At 63.3% G+C, this 16,971-nt stretch carries 15 protein-coding genes; 9 read left to right on the top strand and 6 right to left on the bottom strand.

Going from position 1 to position 16,971, the window contains the following annotated elements:
* Positions 1 to 71 precede the first annotated feature (71 nt).
* The 3 genes from NQK35_RS08280 (at position 72) to NQK35_RS08270 (ending at position 2,055) form a co-directional block, all read left to right on the top strand.
* Positions 72 to 518 carry a hypothetical protein gene (locus NQK35_RS08280; protein WP_257113859.1) on the top strand — a complete coding sequence of 149 codons (447 nt, stop codon included), beginning with the start codon at positions 72 to 74 and terminating at the stop codon, positions 516 to 518.
* Between the two features lie 116 nt (positions 519 to 634).
* Positions 635 to 1,183: a TIR domain-containing protein gene (locus NQK35_RS08275; RefSeq protein WP_257113858.1), complete on the top strand. Its 549-nt coding sequence runs from the start codon at positions 635 to 637 to the stop codon at positions 1,181 to 1,183.
* Complete coding sequence (locus NQK35_RS08270; RefSeq protein WP_257113857.1) at positions 1,180 to 2,055, top strand: HIT family protein; 876 nt, start codon at positions 1,180 to 1,182, stop codon at positions 2,053 to 2,055. The genes NQK35_RS08275 and NQK35_RS08270 overlap by 4 nt, the downstream gene beginning before the upstream one ends.
* A gap of 76 nt (positions 2,056 to 2,131) precedes the next feature.
* Here the strand turns inward: NQK35_RS08270 and NQK35_RS08265 are convergent, their stop codons facing one another.
* Positions 2,132 to 2,854: a DeoR/GlpR family DNA-binding transcription regulator gene (locus tag NQK35_RS08265; protein WP_048740819.1), complete on the bottom strand. Its 723-nt coding sequence runs from the start codon at positions 2,852 to 2,854 to the stop codon at positions 2,132 to 2,134.
* A 419-nt stretch (positions 2,855 to 3,273) separates the two neighbouring features.
* Here NQK35_RS08265 and NQK35_RS08260 point away from each other — a divergent pair, with 419 nt between their 5' ends.
* The 6 genes from NQK35_RS08260 (at position 3,274) to NQK35_RS08235 (ending at position 9,825) form a co-directional block, all read left to right on the top strand.
* The gene (locus NQK35_RS08260) at positions 3,274 to 4,320 is read left to right on the top strand and encodes a substrate-binding domain-containing protein (protein WP_009212863.1); all 1,047 of its coding nucleotides are present in this window, start codon (positions 3,274 to 3,276) and stop codon (positions 4,318 to 4,320) included.
* Between the two features lie 94 nt (positions 4,321 to 4,414).
* Positions 4,415 to 5,959 carry a sugar ABC transporter ATP-binding protein gene (locus tag NQK35_RS08255; protein WP_257113856.1) on the top strand — a complete coding sequence of 515 codons (1,545 nt, stop codon included), beginning with the start codon at positions 4,415 to 4,417 and terminating at the stop codon, positions 5,957 to 5,959.
* A complete protein-coding gene (locus NQK35_RS08250) occupies positions 5,956 to 7,026 on the top strand; it encodes an ABC transporter permease (RefSeq protein WP_048740824.1) in 1,071 nt (356 codons plus the stop codon). The genes NQK35_RS08255 and NQK35_RS08250 overlap by 4 nt, the downstream gene beginning before the upstream one ends.
* Before the next feature lie 5 nt (positions 7,027 to 7,031).
* Positions 7,032 to 8,126, top strand: coding sequence for an ABC transporter permease (locus NQK35_RS08245; protein ID WP_257113855.1), 1,095 nt, complete (start codon positions 7,032 to 7,034; stop codon positions 8,124 to 8,126).
* Between the two features lie 2 nt (positions 8,127 to 8,128).
* Positions 8,129 to 9,130 (top strand): dihydroxyacetone kinase subunit DhaK, encoded by a 1,002-nt coding sequence (locus tag NQK35_RS08240; RefSeq protein WP_257113854.1) that lies wholly within the window; start codon positions 8,129 to 8,131, stop codon positions 9,128 to 9,130.
* Between the two features lie 2 nt (positions 9,131 to 9,132).
* Positions 9,133 to 9,825: a DAK2 domain-containing protein gene (locus NQK35_RS08235; RefSeq protein ID WP_257114787.1), complete on the top strand. Its 693-nt coding sequence runs from the start codon at positions 9,133 to 9,135 to the stop codon at positions 9,823 to 9,825.
* A 238-nt stretch (positions 9,826 to 10,063) separates the two neighbouring features.
* Here the strand turns inward: NQK35_RS08235 and nhaC are convergent, their stop codons facing one another.
* From nhaC to NQK35_RS08210, 5 genes are all read right to left on the bottom strand, one after another.
* Positions 10,064 to 11,521, bottom strand: a complete 1,458-nt coding sequence (gene nhaC, locus NQK35_RS08230) for a Na+/H+ antiporter NhaC (RefSeq protein ID WP_257113853.1) — start codon at positions 11,519 to 11,521, stop codon at positions 10,064 to 10,066.
* A 47-nt stretch (positions 11,522 to 11,568) separates the two neighbouring features.
* Entirely contained in the window at positions 11,569 to 12,750 is a 1,182-nt protein-coding gene (locus NQK35_RS08225) for a MalY/PatB family protein (RefSeq protein WP_257113852.1), read from the bottom strand.
* Positions 12,743 to 14,170, bottom strand: coding sequence for a xylulokinase (locus NQK35_RS08220; RefSeq protein ID WP_257113851.1), 1,428 nt, complete (start codon positions 14,168 to 14,170; stop codon positions 12,743 to 12,745). Before NQK35_RS08220 ends, NQK35_RS08225 begins: the two co-directional genes overlap by 8 nt.
* A 28-nt stretch (positions 14,171 to 14,198) precedes the next feature.
* Complete coding sequence (gene xylA, locus NQK35_RS08215) at positions 14,199 to 15,371, bottom strand: xylose isomerase (RefSeq protein ID WP_257113850.1); 1,173 nt, start codon at positions 15,369 to 15,371, stop codon at positions 14,199 to 14,201.
* 261 nt (positions 15,372 to 15,632) lie between these two features.
* The gene (locus NQK35_RS08210) at positions 15,633 to 16,652 is read right to left on the bottom strand and encodes an endonuclease domain-containing protein (RefSeq protein ID WP_257113849.1); all 1,020 of its coding nucleotides are present in this window, start codon (positions 16,650 to 16,652) and stop codon (positions 15,633 to 15,635) included.
* Positions 16,653 to 16,971: the final 319 nt, after the last annotated feature.

Here is a 16,971-nt window from a genome sequence, read left to right as displayed (position 1 = left end):
GTATACTTCTCAGTAAGTGTACGGGCTGCTATGTCGCGTGCCCGTGGTCCAAGGAAGGATATAGGGCAGCGATGAGTAATCTCGGGGCATATCAGATGGTCACTACGGGAATCAAGGCAATAGGAGGGCCAGCTAAAGCCGGTGTAATTGCTGTTGGCTGTGTTGCAGCTCTCGCGGGTTTTGCCTACCGTTTTGGTGTTAATTGTGGCGTCAAAATGGGTGATCGTCAGACTGTCGAGGCGAAGGTTACTGAATGGGTGCGTTCAAGATTTGTCCAATCCGATGCTCATGAGCTTTCTGAGGTACATACGGTCTCTGCTGACGTTGAGTGTGGCGGTGGTCTTGTCCTGCGTGTTGGTGATCGGTTCCGTGCTGGCGAGGTCATCGATGGCATGGTCTACATTGAGGTTGAAGGCAGCGACGATAACCCATTTATTGTGTCGGCTGAACAACTGACACTGCACTCTGACTATCCCTTGCTTCTTAAGGAAGAGGATGACCTGGCGGCTGTCCATTGAGCGCTACTGCAACAAGAGGGTGTGTGATGATAGTCGGTACACAGAGAGGAAACGTGGTCTGGCTCTTGTCCAAGTAATCGATGCGCCAATGGAAGCGGCACCAACAATAACAATCAATGATCCTTAAAACGCTGGTCCTAAAAATCAGGCCAAGTCAAAAGAAAGGCATAACTCAAATGGCTGTTTTCTATAGTTTTCACTATGAACGAGATGTTCACCGTGTGCAGTTAATCCGTAACATGGGAAGTGTCGAAGGGCAGAAACTTCTCAACGCTCAAGAGTGGGAAGCGGTTCGCGTAAAAGGTGACGAGGCTATCCGTGATTGGATTGACGAACAGATGAAGTGGAAGAGTGCTGTCGTTGTACTTATCGGCGCACAAACTGCTTCTCGCCCATGGGTGAAGTACGAGATTCAGCGAGCATGGGACCTGCGTAAACCTCTCCTCGGAATACGTATTCACGGACTTTCGTCAATGGGATCTACAGACGTTGAAGGAGCAGATCCATTTTGTAGTATCAACGGATTTAGAGGATACAATCCTGGACTTCCAATCTTCGACCCCACACGGCGCGATATTTGGGGAAAAATTGACTCTAAGGCTACATATGATGAGCTGTCGTCGAACTTGAAATACTGGGTAGGGCAAGGATGTATCAGGAAGTGACTAGCTTACAGTGCTGTCCCTGTCCCTTTTGTGCGATTGTTCGCGGAGAAGACGCTGTTGTTCGCGAAGTTGCACGTAACGACAAGGTCGTGATTATCTTCCCAACAGAGCCTGCTGTTCTTGGTCACTGTATGGTGATTCCTCGCCGCCATGTTGAAGAGTTCACCGCGTTGACTGCTGACGAGGTTAGCGCGGTGATGACTTCAGCCCAAGCCGTGGCTATGAGCCTGCGCGAAACCCAGCATCCGGATGGAATCAACATCATCCAATCCAACGGTGAGGCAGCTACACAGACCGTTCCTCATGTCCACGTACATATTGTCCCCCGATGGGATGGCGATGCCTTTGGGGAAATTTGGCCATCCAAGACAGACTTCTCTGATGAGGAGAAGGATCGGACTCTAGCGAAGTTACGCGCAACAACTCTTCTTCCTTATAGCTCCGCTACACCAGAGGATCGTCGGCAGCATCTATCCTTTGCTCAGAACGTCATCAGTCGTATGGCGCAATCGTCTTCCAACACGAAAAGTTGGTTACTTCCCGTCGTGACGGCAGCTTATGGGTATTCACTCACGAAGTGCTCCGTCGCACTTGCTCTCCTAGGCATCGTTGCTACGGTTGTTTTCGCATTCCTGGATGTTGGATACCTGAGGACTGAGCGCAAATATCGCGACCTCTACGAGCGTATAGCGGCTGGTGACCCCGATGTTCCTCCATATTCGCTGAATTACCAGTGCTCTGGGGAAACCAGGAGAACCCGATTCTTGGAGCACTGCTCGGTCATTAGAGGGTGGGCGATTCTGCCGTTCTACGGGACTCTACTTGTATGCGGGTTTGCGTCCTTAGGAATGGCGCTTCTGCATGGACATTGATAAGGGGCTCCTCGCCCTCGGTTAACTACGTGGGAAGTGTATCTGGCGCGCCGCGGTGGTGCGGCGCATCCCTTAATTAACCCTGCGCGACCTCGGCCCGGATGAGGGGGATCGGGTAGGCGGCGGCCGAGATGGGGGAGAGGTAGGAGTCGGTGATGCCCGCGGTGAAGGCGTCGATGCCGAGGACCTTGTAGAGGGCGTTGCGGCCGAACTTGGTGGAGTCCGCGACGAAGTAGGCGGTCGACGCGATCGAGCGGACCTTCTGCTGCAGTTCGATCGAGTAGCCGGAGGAGGCGTAGATGCCGTCCTCCATCACCGAGTTTGCCCCAAACACGGCGGTGTTCACGCGGATGTGGTCCAGCTGGTCGATCGCGGTCGGCCCCCACATGTGTGTCCGGTTGGGCAGCAGCTCGCCGCCCACGAACACCAGGTTCAGGGAAGGCTTCTTCAAAATCTCCAGGCCCACCAGCAGGTCGTGCGTCACCACGGTGACGCGGCGGGCGTTGAGGGCGCGCGCAACCTCCAGGCACGTCGACCCCGAGTCGAGGAAGACGGACTGCCCGTCCAGGATCCGCTCCGCCATCGCCGGCCCGATCGCGCGCTTCTCGGCTCGGTTGGGCGAATCGTGCAGGAACTCCTCGGTGTCCTCGTCCTGCGGGACGGGGATCGCGCCTCCGTGGGTGCGGCGCACGAGGCCCGCCTCGGCAAGGTGCTCCAGGTCCCTGCGGATGGTTGACACGTTGACCTCGAGGGCTTCCGCCAGGGAGGACACGGTCTCGAAGCCTGTCGCCTCAATCATGGAAACAATGGTGTCTTGCCGGGTCACGATGCTTCCTTCTGCTGGCTACGGACGGGGGACGGCGGCGGAATCGACGACGGATGCCTGCAACAGGGCATCGCGGACTCCGCCCTCTTGACACTGTAGCGAACTTTCGGAGCGAATGTGCGCGATACCGCGCAACGAGGGATCTCGCGGGTAATCGCAGTCTATGGGGAGTTATTCGCTCAGTATTTGCATGTAACCGTGCAAACAAGCGGAGGAGACCGCGCGTTGATGGCCGCTTCAGTGCATGTGATATGCGCGAAAGAGAGTTGCACATGCGCGAAAGCGCGTGTATTGTTGGTGATTGCGACGCGGGTCACGCCATGTTGCGTGCGCCATCGCGGGAGATGGCGAACCCACAGCGTCCGCCAACGAGATCACGAGGAAGTGACGACATGAAGATCGGAAGACTGAGCGCGGCAGCGATGTCCATTGCGTCGATCCTGGCTCTGACGGCCTGCTCGACCGTCGGTGGGACGGCGGGGGAGAACCCCGGGAGCACCACCGGATCGGCCTCAGGCGATGCCAGCAAGACGATGGTCACCGTCGTCAAGGTCAAGGGAATCGCCTGGTTTGATCGAATGGACGTCGGAGTCAAGGAGTGGGGCGCCGCCAACGGCTACGACACGCGAACGGAGGGAGGAACGGACGTCTCCCCCGAGAAGCAGATCCAGATCATCCAGGATCTCATCGCGCAAAAGCCCGCGGCCATCACCGTCGTCCCCAACTCCCCCGAGGCCCTCTCCGCGGTCCTTGAGCAGGCCCGAGCCCAGGGCATCAAGGTGGTCTCCCATGAGGCGACCGGCATCAAGAACGTCGACGTCGACATCGAAGCCTTCGACAACGCCTCCTACGGGGTCGACATCATGAAGAGCATCGGCGAATGCACTGGCGGCACCGGCAAGTACGTGCAATTCGTCGGCGGCCTGACCGCCAAGACCCACATGGAGTGGGTCGAGGCCGCCTACGACTACCAGCAGAAGAACTTCCCAGGCATGGAGCGAGTCGAGACCCCCATCGAGTCCACCGACAACGAGACCGCCGCCTACGAGAAGGCGAAGGAGGTGCTCGGCAAGTACCCCGACATCAAGGCCTTCCAGGGCTCCGCAGGTAATGACGTCCCGGGCATCGCACGCGCGATCGAAGAGGCCGGCCTCTCCGACCAGGTCTGCGTCATGGGAACCTCCATCCCCTCCGCCTCCGCCAAGTACCTCGCCACCGGATCAATCGACAAGATCTTCTTCTGGGATCCCGCCCTCGCCGGGAAGGCCCAGCTTCAGATCGCGAAGATCCTCGCTGACGGCGGAACCATCACCGAGGGCACGGACCTGGGTATCGAGGGCTACAACAACCTGCACAAGCTCGACGGCTACGACAACGTCTGGGTCGGCTCCGCCCAGATCGCCGCCGACGCCGAGCAAGCCAAGAAGTACAACTTCTAACGAGGCGGCCCCGGCCTCGGCGCGAGAAAGGCGAGGCCGGGGCTCGTTCCCCACGCACACAGCGCAGTCCCACACGACACTCGAAGGAGAGCACATGCGCACCAATGTGGAACAAGCACCGCGCCCCAACGGACAAGGCTCGAGCGCGCACGAGAACCCCTTCCTAGAGGTTCGCCATATTGTCAAGAACTTCGGCGGCGTCCGAGCCCTCGACGGTGTCGACCTGGCTGTGTGGCCCGGAGAGGTCCTGTGCCTGGCCGGAGAGAACGGCTGCGGGAAATCAACCCTCATCAAGGTCATCTCCGGCGTGCACCGGCCGGACTCGGGAAGCATCGCAATCGAGGGCCAAGAGGTCACGGCGCTCACGCCGCTCAGCGCGATGAAAGCCGGAATCCAGGTCATCTACCAGGACTTCTCCCTGTTCTCCAACCTCACCGTGGCCGAGAACATCATGATGACCGCCTCCGTGACCGACAAGAAAAGCTTCTACAGCCGCTCTCGCACGACCCGGCACGCCCGTACGATCGTGGAACGCCTGGGGGTCGCCCTCCCCCTCGACGCCGACGTCGAACAGCTCTCCGTCGCCGACAAGCAGCTCACCGCAATCTGCCGAGCCCTGGCAGGCAACGCGAAACTGTTGATCATGGACGAGCCAACAACCGCCCTGACCCAGCGGGAGGTCGCTCGACTCTTCATGGTGGTCGAGAAACTCAGCGCCGAGGGGGTTGCACTCATCTTCGTCTCGCACAAGCTTGACGAGGTCATGGCGATCTCCCAGCGCGTCACCATCATGCGCTCCGGCCGCAACGTCATCGACTCCCCGGTCGAGGAGCTCGACCGCGAGAAGATCACCCACTACATGACCGGCAAGGAACTCGACCAGAGCAGACGCGTGCCACCCCTCGACGACGACGCCCCCGAACGCCTGCGAGTCGAAGCGCTGACCTCCGCGGGCCGCTTCGACAACGTCTCCTTCTCCGTGAAAAAAGGCGAGATCCTCGGAATCACCGGACTTCTCGGATCGGGGAGAACCGAAATCGCGCAGGCCCTCTTCGGCCTCCTTCCGATCGACAGTGGACGAGTGTCCATCGACGGCGAACAGGTCGAGGTTGCCTCCATCAAGCAGGCGATCGACGCCCACATCGGATACGTCCCCGAAGACCGCCTCACCGAGGGCCTCTTCCTTGACAAGTCCATCGCGGACAACGTCATCGCCGCGTCCATCGACCACCACACCTCGAAGCTCCACACGCTCCGCAAGGAGCGGATTCGGCGCACCATCGCGCACTACTTCGAGGCCCTCCGGATCAAAGCCCCCGACGTCCTGGCTCCCGTGCGCTCACTGTCCGGCGGAAACGCCCAGAGGGTCGTCCTCGCCAAGTGGCTTGCGCGCTCGCCCAAGGTCCTCATCCTCAACGGCCCCACGGTCGGTGTCGACGTCGGATCGAAAGCCGAGATCCTCGAGATTCTACGAGAGCAAGCCGCCGCCGGAATGGCCATCGTCATCATCTCCGACGACGCCCCCGAACTCGTCTCCTGCTGCCACCGCGTACTCATCACCAAGGGCGGCCACATCGCCGCCGAACTGGCCGAAGAGGACGTCGATGCTCGAATGATTAGAAAGATGGTCGTGTCATGAACATGAGTACCGTCGCTCGCAACGTGCTGCGTTGGATCTGGGGACCCAACCGCGAGGGAATCGTCCTCACCGTCCTGGTGGTGCTCGCGCTCGTCATGTCCGCGATCAGCCCCGCCTTCTTCACGGTCTCCACGCTCTTCTCCCTCCTGCGCTCCTCCATCGTCCCGACGATCTACGCCCTGGGCGTCCTCCTCGTCATCATCTCCGGCGGAATCGACGTCTCCTTCGCGGCGATCGCCTCCTTCGCCTCCTACGCCACCATCGTGTTCCAACTGAGCCGAGGCATCAACATCGGCCTGTTCGGATCCTTCGCGATGGCCCTCATCATCGGAGCCGTGCTGGGACTCCTCAACGGCTACCTGATCTCGAGGTTCAAACTCCCGACCCTCATCGTCACCCTCGGCACCCAGGGCATCTTCCAGGGCTTCCTCCTGGCCTACATCGGCTCCACGTACATCGCACAGCTGCCAGAGGGAATGGCCTCGGCCTCGACCGCCAACATCGTCTCGGTCGACACCGATACCGGCGTCGCCCTGCTCCACTCGATGATCATCCCGGCCATCGTCCTGGCGATCGTCATCGCTCTGATCCTCAGCAAGACGATGTTCGGCCGCTCCATCTACGCGATCGGAGGCGACACCGAGTCCGCGCACCGAGCCGGAATCAACGTCAAGAGAACGCAGATCTGCGTGTACGTCATCGCGGGAACCCTGGCCGCGACCGCAGGAATGGTCTACATGATCCTGGGGCGCTCGGCCAACCCCCAGGAGCTGGTCGGGCACGAACTCGACATCATCGCCGCCGTCGTCCTCGGGGGCGCGTCAATCTTCGGGGGACGAGGCTCCGTCCGGGGAACGATCCTCGGGGTCCTCCTCGTGCAGCTGATCAACAACTCGCTGATCCTCATCGGAGTTCCGAGCGCATGGCAACGCGCCGCAGTCGGCCTGCTCCTCGTCGCCGGCGTCGGCATTCAGGCCCTGGCCGCCAAACGAGGAACGAGGCTCCTGCGCAGCAAGAACGCGCAGGTCGACCACAGCAACGCCGCCCCCCAGGCCGTCGAAGGATGAGCGCCATGAATACGACACTTCGTGAAACCAACTCCCGCATCGACCTCTTGAGCGCCTCCCTGCTGTCTCGGCTCAGACGCGACAGGTCCATCGGCCGAATGGTCCTCATCCTCCTCGTCGCCATCGCAGCGTTCTCGGTCCTGTCCCCGAGCGTCTTCCTCACGGGACTGAACCTGCAAAACATGCTCCTCGGGGTCGCGGAGATCGGGATCCTCTCCATCGCCATGATGATCTCCATGGTCACCGGCGGCATCGACCTGTCGCTGGTCGCCATCGCCAACCTGTGCGCGATCACCGTCTCCACGCTCTACACCTCCTCGGTCCTGGGCGGCGCGGGAGCCGAACAGTGGAGCCCGGTCATCATCCTCATCGGCCTGGTCGTGGGCCTCGCCTGCGGCCTCGTCAACGGCGTTCTCATCGCCTACGTGGGCGTCACCCCGATCCTGGCCACGCTGGGCACCATGCAGATCTTCAACGGATTAGCCGTCGTGTGGACCGGAGGAAAGACCCTCTACGGATCCCCCGAAGCCCTCACCGCCTTCGGGAAGACGGCCGTCGCGGGCGTCCCCCTCCTCTTCATCGTCTTCGGCCTCGTCGCCCTGCTCGTCGGTTTCATCCTGAATCGCTCCCCGCTGGGCCTGTCCCTCTCCCTCGAGGGCTCCAACGGGACGGCTGCGAAGTTCTCGGGCATCCGCTCGACGCGCATCCTGATGAGCTCCTACCTGCTCACGGGCCTCCTCGGATCGCTGACGGGAATCGTGTTCATCGCCCGAAACCCCACGGCCTCGGCCGACTACGGCGCCTCCTACGTCCTGCTCGTCATCGTCATCGCCGTCCTCGGGGGGACGAACCCGAACGGAGGCTTCGCCACCGTCGGGGGCGTATTCCTGGCCGCCCTGACCCTCCAGGTCGTCCAGAGCGGATTCACCTCGATGAGGCTGTCCGCCTTCCAATACTCCATCGCACAGGGAGTGATCCTCATCGGTGTACTCGTCCTCGACTGCATCGACTGGAAAGACGTTCGATCGCACCTCTCCATTGCCGTCAGGCGCACAGATTCGGTAGCCGCTCACGACAGCGGTTCAACAGAAAGGAAATGATCATGAAGAAGATCATTAACAACCCCGACCAGTTCGTCGATGAGATGGTCGAGGGCATTCTCCTGGCTCACCCCGATCAGGTCAAGACACCCGGCGACGACCGCCGCGTTCTCGTCCGCGCCGACAGCCCGGCCGCGGGCAGGGTGGGAATCGTGACCGGGGGCGGCTCGGGTCACCTCCCCCTCTTCAAAGGCTACGTCGGACGAGGCCTGTGCTCGGGCGTCGCCATCGGCAACGTCTTCTCCTCCCCGTCGGTCCAGCAGTGCGCGGATGCAGCCAAGGCGGTCGATGGCGGCGCGGGCGTGCTCTTCCTCTACGGAAACTACGGCGGCGACGTCTTCAACTTCGACCTGGCCGTCGACCTGCTCGAACTTGACGGAATCGAGACGCGCACCGTGCTCGGCTGCGACGACGTGGCCTCTCAACCCAAGGAACGCGCTCGGGATCGTCGAGGTGTCGCGGGCATCTTCTTCGCCTACAAGGCCGCGGGCGCGGCCGCCGAGCGGGGGGATTCGCTCGACGAGGTTGCCGCCGTTGCCCAGAAAGTCGTCGACAACACTGCCACGATGGGCGTTGGCCTGTCCCCGACGATTCTCCCAACAACCGGTTCCCCTTCCTTCGAGCTGCCCGACGGGGAGATGGAAATCGGCATCGGCATCCACGGCGAACCCGGCATTCACCGCGGACCCCTGGGAACCGCCGACGAGATCGCGGATCGGATCCTCGACTCCGTCATCCCGGACCTGAGTCTGCACGAGGGAGACCGCGTCGCCGTCCTTGTCAACGGCCTGGGAGCCACGCCGCTGGAGGAACTGTACCTGCTGTACAGGCGCACGCATCGCCGTCTCACCGACCTGGGGGTCGTCATCGAGCGACGCTACGTCGGCGAGTACGCGACCTCCCTGGAGATGGCCGGAGCTTCCATCTCCCTCCTCAAGGTTGACGACGCTCTCCTCGAGCTCCTCGACGCTCCCGCCCAGTCCCCGTTCTTCAGGGAGGCGTGAGCATGCGATCGCGTGAACTCATACGCCAGATCCAGGCCTCGATGTCGCTGCTGATCGAGTCCTCGGACGAACTGCGCGACCTCGACCAGGTTCTCGGCGACGGCGACCTGGGTATCACGATCTCCGCGGGTGCGCGTGCGGTGATCGAGGCCCTCGACGCCATGCCCACCGAGCCCGAGCCGGTCCCCTCCGACGTGGCGCGAGCCTGCGCGAGAGCATTCGCGAACGCGAATCCGTCGACGATGGCGGCGCTCGTGGCCGGAGGACTGCTTGCCGGTTCGAAGGTCTGGGTCGGATGCGAGGACGTGACCGCGGCGGAAGCGGAGGCATTTATCCGCGCGGCCGCGAACTCGATCTCGCACCGTGGCAAGAGTCAGGTGGGAGACAAGACGATCCTCGACGCGATGGTGCCCGCCGTCGATTCGCTGGCCGACAGTCTCGCGGCGAATCCGCAGGTGGCCACGGATAGCGACCTCGCCCTGGGAGCCCTCGAAAGCGCGATCTCGTCCTCGGCCGCAGCCGTCGTGGCCACCCGAGACCTGCAGTCCCAGCGCGGACGAGCCTCGTGGCTGCAGGACCGGTCGATCGGCCTGCAAGATCCCGGCGCGACAGCCTTCCTACGTGCGCTTGAGGCCTGGCGAGATGCCGCCACCGGAGAGAGGGGGCCTCGCGCGGCCGTCGTGGGCAACCTCTGAGGCCGCGCCGTCGCGACCACACCCGAGGCTGGGGGCGACCGAGAGCTCGCCCCCAGCCGCCGTCTGCGAGTCGGTGCCCGCCGCCCGCCGAGCAGCCGAAGGGGCTCGCGTACTGACGGGCGAGCGGGGGACCGGCCGGGCGCGCCACCTCGCGTCGTGGCGGCCTCCGCGCCGAGGCCGGGGCTACGACAAAGGGGTGGGGGTCCCGGACGGAACCCCCACCCCCGCGCGCGAGCGATCAGCCCTCCGCTTCGAGAGCCTCTTGCTCCTCTGGGGTCAGCTTCGCGATGCCGATGCCGGTCGCGCCCCACACGAGGGCAAAGAGGATCGCAATCCAGTTCGAAATCGCCCACGGCATGTACGACAGGGTCGCAACGCCGAGCGTCCCCGCCATGTAGGCGCCCGCCGACGTCCACGGCAAGATCGGTTCCCACACGGTCGCCGCATCCTCGATGGTCCGAGACAGATTCTTCGGGTGCAGGCCGCGCTTGATGTACTCTCCGCGCAGCATCTCACCCGGAATCAGCAGCGACACCTGACCGTTCGACGTGATGCCGATGACCGCCAGGCCCGTCACGATCGTCGACGCGATCAGCGCGAAGGTCGACTTCACGGGAGCCAGCAGGCTCGAAATCAGCACGTCCAGCGACCCGGACACGGACACGGTGCCCGCGAAGGCGATCGCGCAGAAACAAATCAGCAGGACGCTCATCATCGAGTTCATGCCGCCGCGCTCGAGCAGGCGCGTCACGTCCTCAATCACCGAGTCGGCCGCGAAGCCCGCCTTGCCGACCATCTTGATCTTGAACCCATCCACCGAGGCAACCACGGAATCCTTGAAAGAGACGTGCTGGAACACAACCGCGTTGAACATAGCCGTCGCGCACGAGACGAGCATGACGGGAACCGTCGGCAGCTTCATCACGGACCCGGCGAGGACGACCACCACGGGAACCAGCAGAAGCAGGTTCCAGTTGAACGCGGAATCCAGGGTCGCGAGGATCGTCCCCACCTTCTCGGGCACCGCTCCACCCGAGGACTGCAGGCCGAAGATCAGGTACACGGCGGCCGACGTCAGGAATGCGGGCACCGTCGTCCACATCAGGTGCCGAATGTGAGTGAACAGGTTGACGCCCGTTGCCAGCGACGCGATGTTCGTCGTATCCGACAGGGGAGAGAGCTTATCGCCGAAGTAGGCACCCGCCACGATGGCTCCCGCCACCATCGGCAGGTTCGCGTCAACGCCAACCGCAACGCCCATGAACGCCACGCCGATCGTGCCCGCCGACCCCCACGACGTGCCCGTACACAGCGACACGATGGCGGTCACCACCAGGGCGATCAGCGCGAGGAACTGCGGGTTAATGATCTTCAGCCCGTAGTAGATGAGCATAGGAATGGTCCCGCCGGCCATCCACGTGCCGATCAGCGCGCCGACGACGATCAGGATCAGGATCGCCGGCATGGTCTTCGCGATCTTCTCCGCGATTGCCCCGATGATCTCATCCCACGTGTACCCCAGGTAGAGGGCAACGAGCCCCGCGACAACCGCCGAGGCGATCAGCAGCGGCTCCACCGGCAGGCTGGCCGCAATGTAGCCGCCCCCCAACAGCGCGATCAGTGTGACCGCGGGAATGGCCGCGATCAGCAGGGAAGGAGCGCGGTGAGCGCGCTTGCCCGACTGAGTCTCTGACATGTACGTTCCTTTCGAATAGTTGCGGTCCCGCGACGGTGCGCGACCGTTCAGTGAACTGAAAGAGCGAGGATCGCCTCGCACAGGCGCTCGAGTGCGCGCTCGAGATCGCGCTTGGGAAGCGCGACGTTGATGCGGAAGAATCCCTCGTATTGCTCCCCGAAGTCCTCCCCGGCAGATACGGCAACCCGCGAGCGGGCCACCGCCTCGGCCAGAAGCGTCGCGGAGGGCAGATACGAGCGAGCATCCACCCACACGAGATACGTCCCATCGGGGTCAACGACCCGAGCCAGCGGAAGCTCCTCCCTCAGACGAGCAACCGCGACGCGAAGATTCGCGTCAATCCGCTCACGCAGCTGGTCCACCCACTCATCACCCTCGTTCCATGCTGCGATCGCCGCCGGAATCGCGAAGAAATTCGGGTTGTGCAGGCCCATGAGGCGCTTGGCCTCCTCGAGGCGCGCACCGAGTACCCCGCGAACGACGATTGCCGAGGCCTCCAGACCCGCGCTGTTGAACGTCTTGCCCGGAGAGCAACACTGAATGAGTCGGCCGGACTCCCACAGCTGCTGCGAGTGGATGGCCAGCGGCTGGTAGCCGTTTCGACCCGGGCGCTGAAAGTCGGCGTGAATATCGTCGGAAAGGACCGTCACGCCATAGGTGAGAGCGAGCGCGGAGACCATGTCGAGCTCCTCCGATGTCCACACCCGGCCCGTCGGATTGTGCGGGTTGCACCACAGGAGCAGGTCCGCGTCCCGCATGGCCTCCGCGAAGCGCCGCTCGGGGATGACGACGCGCCCCTCCGACAGGTCCAGGGGGACCCGACGCAGCTCGCAGCCGGCGCGCTCGACGACCTCGATGATGGGTCCATACGCGGGATCCAGAGTGACAACCCGGGGCGCGCGTCCCAACTGCCCGGGAAAGACGATCGCACACAGGGCCGACACGCACTGGACGATGCGAGGGAAGAAATGCACGTCGCCTACCGCGGGACTCCACCCGTGGCGACGCGCCTGCCACCCCCGCACGGCCTCGCGGAAGTCATCGAAGACCTCCGTGTAGCCGAAGATGCCCGGCTCGCACGCCCGCGTGATCGCGCGCGACACCGCGGGGCACGTCGCGAACTCCATGTCCGCCACGGACAGGGACACAGCGTCTTGTCCGAGGTCGGCGGCCAGCAGGTCCCACTTCGCGCTGTGCGTGCCCCAGCGAACGATCGACTCGTCAAACATTCGTCTCACCCGCCCTCGCGGATCCGTCCTCGACCCGCGGGAACGCCGGAGGAGAAACCTCCACGGTGGCAGCCTGCATCGCCGCACCCAGGGCAACGTACTCCCCGGGATGGGGAACCTCGACGGTGGCCCCCAGCGCCTCCGAGGCCAGGGCGCGCACCGCGCTCGACCGGGCGCCCCCGCCGACCAGAAGCACGCGCTCGACCGCAACCCCCTGCGCGCGCACCGCGTCCAGCGCCCCGCGCATCAGAGCCAGCAGCCCCTCGATCGTTGCGCGGGCAACGTGCGCGCGGTCACAATTGGACAGGGTCATCCCCTCCAGGCTTGCCGTCGCCTCCGGAAGATTCGGCGTGCGCTCGCCCTCGAAGTATGGGATCAGCCGCAGCCCGCCCGCGTCCGGGACCGACAGGGCCGCCTCGTCGAACTCCTCGTAACCCAGGCCCGTCACCCGCATCATCGCGTCGATGATCCGGGATGCGTTGAGAGTGCACGCCAGTGGCAGCCACCGGCCCGACGCGTCCGAGAAACCCGTCACAAGACCCGACGGGTCCGACACCGGACGCTCCGAGACGGCCGCAACCACCCCCGACGTCCCCAGGCTGAGCAGCGCCGATCCCGGCCTCAACCCGACACCCAGTGCAGCCGCCGCGTTATCTCCCGCGCCCGGACCCAGCGTGATCTCACCCCAGCCCCGCGCCTCGTCCCCGCAGCCCACGGCCTCGTGCGGGCCAACAATCCGCGGGAGAGCGATCCGCTCGGCCCGGGCGGCGTCGCACCGTAGTGCCTGCGCCACAATGTCGCGCCGGTACGTCCGACCCGACCGGTCAACGTATCCCGTGCCCGAGGCGTCGGATCGATCGGTCGCCAAGCCCTCCAGGCCGACCCGATCGAAACCTCCCGCGATCCTCCATGTCAGGTAGTCGTGAGGCAGGCACACGGCGGCCACCCGCCGAGCGGCCTCCGGCTCGTTATCTGCCAGCCAACGCAGCTTCGTGACCGTCAACGATGCCACGGGAACGGATCCCGTCGCGTTGGCCCACCAAGCCGCGCCCGACGCGCCGCCCGCGTTCTCGGCGTCGCGGCACCCGTCCTCGCGCTCAGCTATCAGCTCACGGGCCGCAGACGCACTGCGCGTGTCGTTCCACAGCAATGCCGGTCGGATCACCCGACCGCGCTCGTCCAGGACGACCATTCCGTGCTGCTGGCCGCCGATGCTCAGAGCGCGCACGTCCTCGAACCCGCCGGCCGCCTCCGCCGCCGCGAGAAACGCCTGCCACCAGGCCTCGGGATCCACCTCGGTACCCTCCGGGTGAGGGGCGCGCCCCTCGCGCACAACCCTGCCCTCAGCCGGGTCCCAGACAACCACCTTGCACGACTGCGTCGACGAATCGACGCCTGCGACATAGGGGCGCGTAATCATCGCTCAGCTCCTTCACCGTCGACAGACATCAGCCGACCAGGTGACGCATTGCCTGCTGGTACAGCTCAACAAAGTGATACTCGCGTGCCCCCGCCGCGGTCGCATCGAACTCCTCGTCGCCGCGGTCGGCCAGGAAGTCCTCCAGGGACTCTCCCTGCGCGAGCGTCGGCTGGGCCAGCTCAGACACCGATGCTGCCTCCAGCAGCTCCCGGGTCGTGGGGTCCTCGCGGAATGCGCGGGCCTTGCGCGCCAGCATCAGATACATCTCCATGTTTGCGCGCGCGGACTCCCACACGCCCTCCATGCCCTCCGTGCGGCTCGGCTTGTAGTCGAAGTGGCGCGGCCCCTCGTAGCGAGGCCCACCGCATGGGAATCCGTTCTCCAGCAGGTCGACCGTGAAGAACGCGCTGGCCAAGTCGCCGTGACCGAATGCCTTGTCCTGGTCGTACTTGATGCCCGATTGTCCGTTCAGGTCGATGTGGAAGAGCTTGCCCGCGTTGAGCGCCTGCGCGAGCGCGTGCGTGTAGTTCAAGCCGGCCATCTGCTCGTGGCCGGTCTCGGGATTCAGACCCACAATGTCCCCGTTGTCCAGCTGTGCGATCAGTGCGAGAGCGTGGCCAACCGTGGGCAAGAAGATGTCGCCGCGGGGCTCGTTCGGTTTGGGTTCCAAGCCGATCCGGAGATCGTAACCACGCGACTTGATGTAGGCGGCGACCGTGTCGAGTCCCTCCTTGTAGCGGTCGAATGCCGCGTTCAGGTCCTTCGACGAGTCGTACTCTGCGCCCTCGCGCCCGCCCCACATGACGAAGGTTGTTGCCCCCATCTCCGCAGCAAGATCCACGTTGCGCAGGATCTTACGCAGGCCGAAACGGCGGATCGAACGGTCATTGTTCGTCAGGCCGCCATCCTTGAACACTGGATGGGTGAAGGTGTTGGTCGTGACCATCTCGATGACGAGGCCGACGGCGTCGGCTGCCTCCTTCACCTTCATGGCACGCTCGTGGCGCTCCTGGTCCGATGCGTCGAAGTCGAACACGTCATTGTCGTGGAAGGTGATGCCCCACGCGCCGACCTCCGCGAGTTTCGCCGTGTACTCCCACGGGTCGAGGACCGGGCGGGTCCCCGTCCCAAAGGGGTCGACCGCGTTCCATCCGACGGTCCACAGGCCGAAGGAGAACTTGTTGTCGTGGGTGGTTGTCATGGCGGGGTCCTTTCGAACGTCGATGTTCAGGTGGAGTGGGTTGTGGTCGTGCGTGGCGTCGCTGGTGGAGCCGTGCGTTGTCGTGCGGTGCGGGTCTCGGTTGTTGTCGTGCGGGCGCGGCATCGGGCCGACTGTGCGGCCGTTGCGCGTCGTGTTTGCGTCGTCACAATTTATTTGTTGTGGGGTAAAACTTAATACCTGTGCGCGCTCTCGTCAAGGCCACTCGAAAAGTCCGTTCGACGGGCGTGTGAGATGTGGCGTTCAGCGGCCGGCGCGCTGGCGGATTGCAACGAGAACCTGCGCGACAACCTCGTCGAGACGTCGCAGATCGGACCAGCGAATGCGGATGATGCGCCACCCGGCCAGTTGGAGGAGGCGAGCTCGACGCTGCTCCGCCTCGATAGTCTCGTGCACTTCCTGAACGCTGTCGCCGTACTTGATGCGCCCATCGAACTCGATGGCGATTTTCAGACCGGGAAGCGCGATATCAATGAAGAAGGTGTGCCCGCTGCAGCGTACTTCTTCCTGCGTGGTGATTCCCTTGATTCCTGCCAGGATCAAAGCGTGGAGAACGCGAGATTCTCCAGGGGACTCGCATCCGGCATCCGCGTGGGAAATGACCCACCGCGCTTGGCTTGTGCCGCGGCTCGAGCGGGGGAGTGACGCGAGTTCCCGCAGAAGATCGTGACGTGCCTGTTCGGCTCGTTCGCGTGAGGCGAGCTGGTCGAAGCGCGAGTAGCTCGCCAGCTGAGCTATGCCGGCGCACGTCAGAGCAAAGGCCTGCTCCTCTGCGGCTAGCCGCGCGCAGTCGACCACGATGCGCGGAGCGAAAGGGATGGCGAAGCCTTCTGCAATCTGGTGTGCAGGAAGAGATGTTCGGACGATTGAGGCTTGTCCCGCCGGCATAATCAGTTTGGAGCCGATGTGAACCGCATGGAAAGAGAGCCTCCGCTCGCCACAGCTGATCGGTGCATAGGCGGTAATAGGCCCCTTGTCGGTGATGACGGGGAGGCCGAGGATCCATCCCGCACACTCGCCAGTCAGAATATGATCGTGCCGTCGCATGCTCAGGGCGCAGATGCGAGACCCGCGAACAATCGTCTTTTGGAGCCACAGAGGATGCCCCTCAAGAGTTGAAGTGGGGAGGTAGATTCCCCGCGCGATCCTGGCGAGGGTTCCGCTCCGAGCTGCTCGGCTGATGCGCATCCGATTCGGTTCATGGTCTGGTGTGACGAGAGACTCCCGAATCGCCTGCAGCGACGGTACTTCGTTGTCGATCATGGTGCGCTCCCAAGGTTGGAAATCTCGCGATGATCTGACTGTGTTGCGTCATGTCTTTTCGAGCAAGTAGTGTGCGATTGCCTGTGGATAACGCGAAAAGCCGATGCGTCCTGGGGAAACCTGCCTGTGAAGGGAGTTTGCTGAGGTGCCTCGCCGTGTCGTTGTTACAAACGTCGTCAATCTGCACCGTTTGAAACGTCTCTCTGTTTGCCGGTGTTACAAACGTCGTCATTCTATGGCGAGAATCGGCTCAATTTGGTGTTTTTGGCGTCGGATTGACGACGTTTGTAACATGCAGCCCGAGAGACTGACCGACAAT

Source organism: Schaalia odontolytica, assembly GCF_024584435.1.
GTDB lineage: Bacteria > Actinomycetota > Actinomycetes > Actinomycetales > Actinomycetaceae > Pauljensenia.
This window is presented reverse-complemented; position numbering and strand designations above follow the sequence as displayed.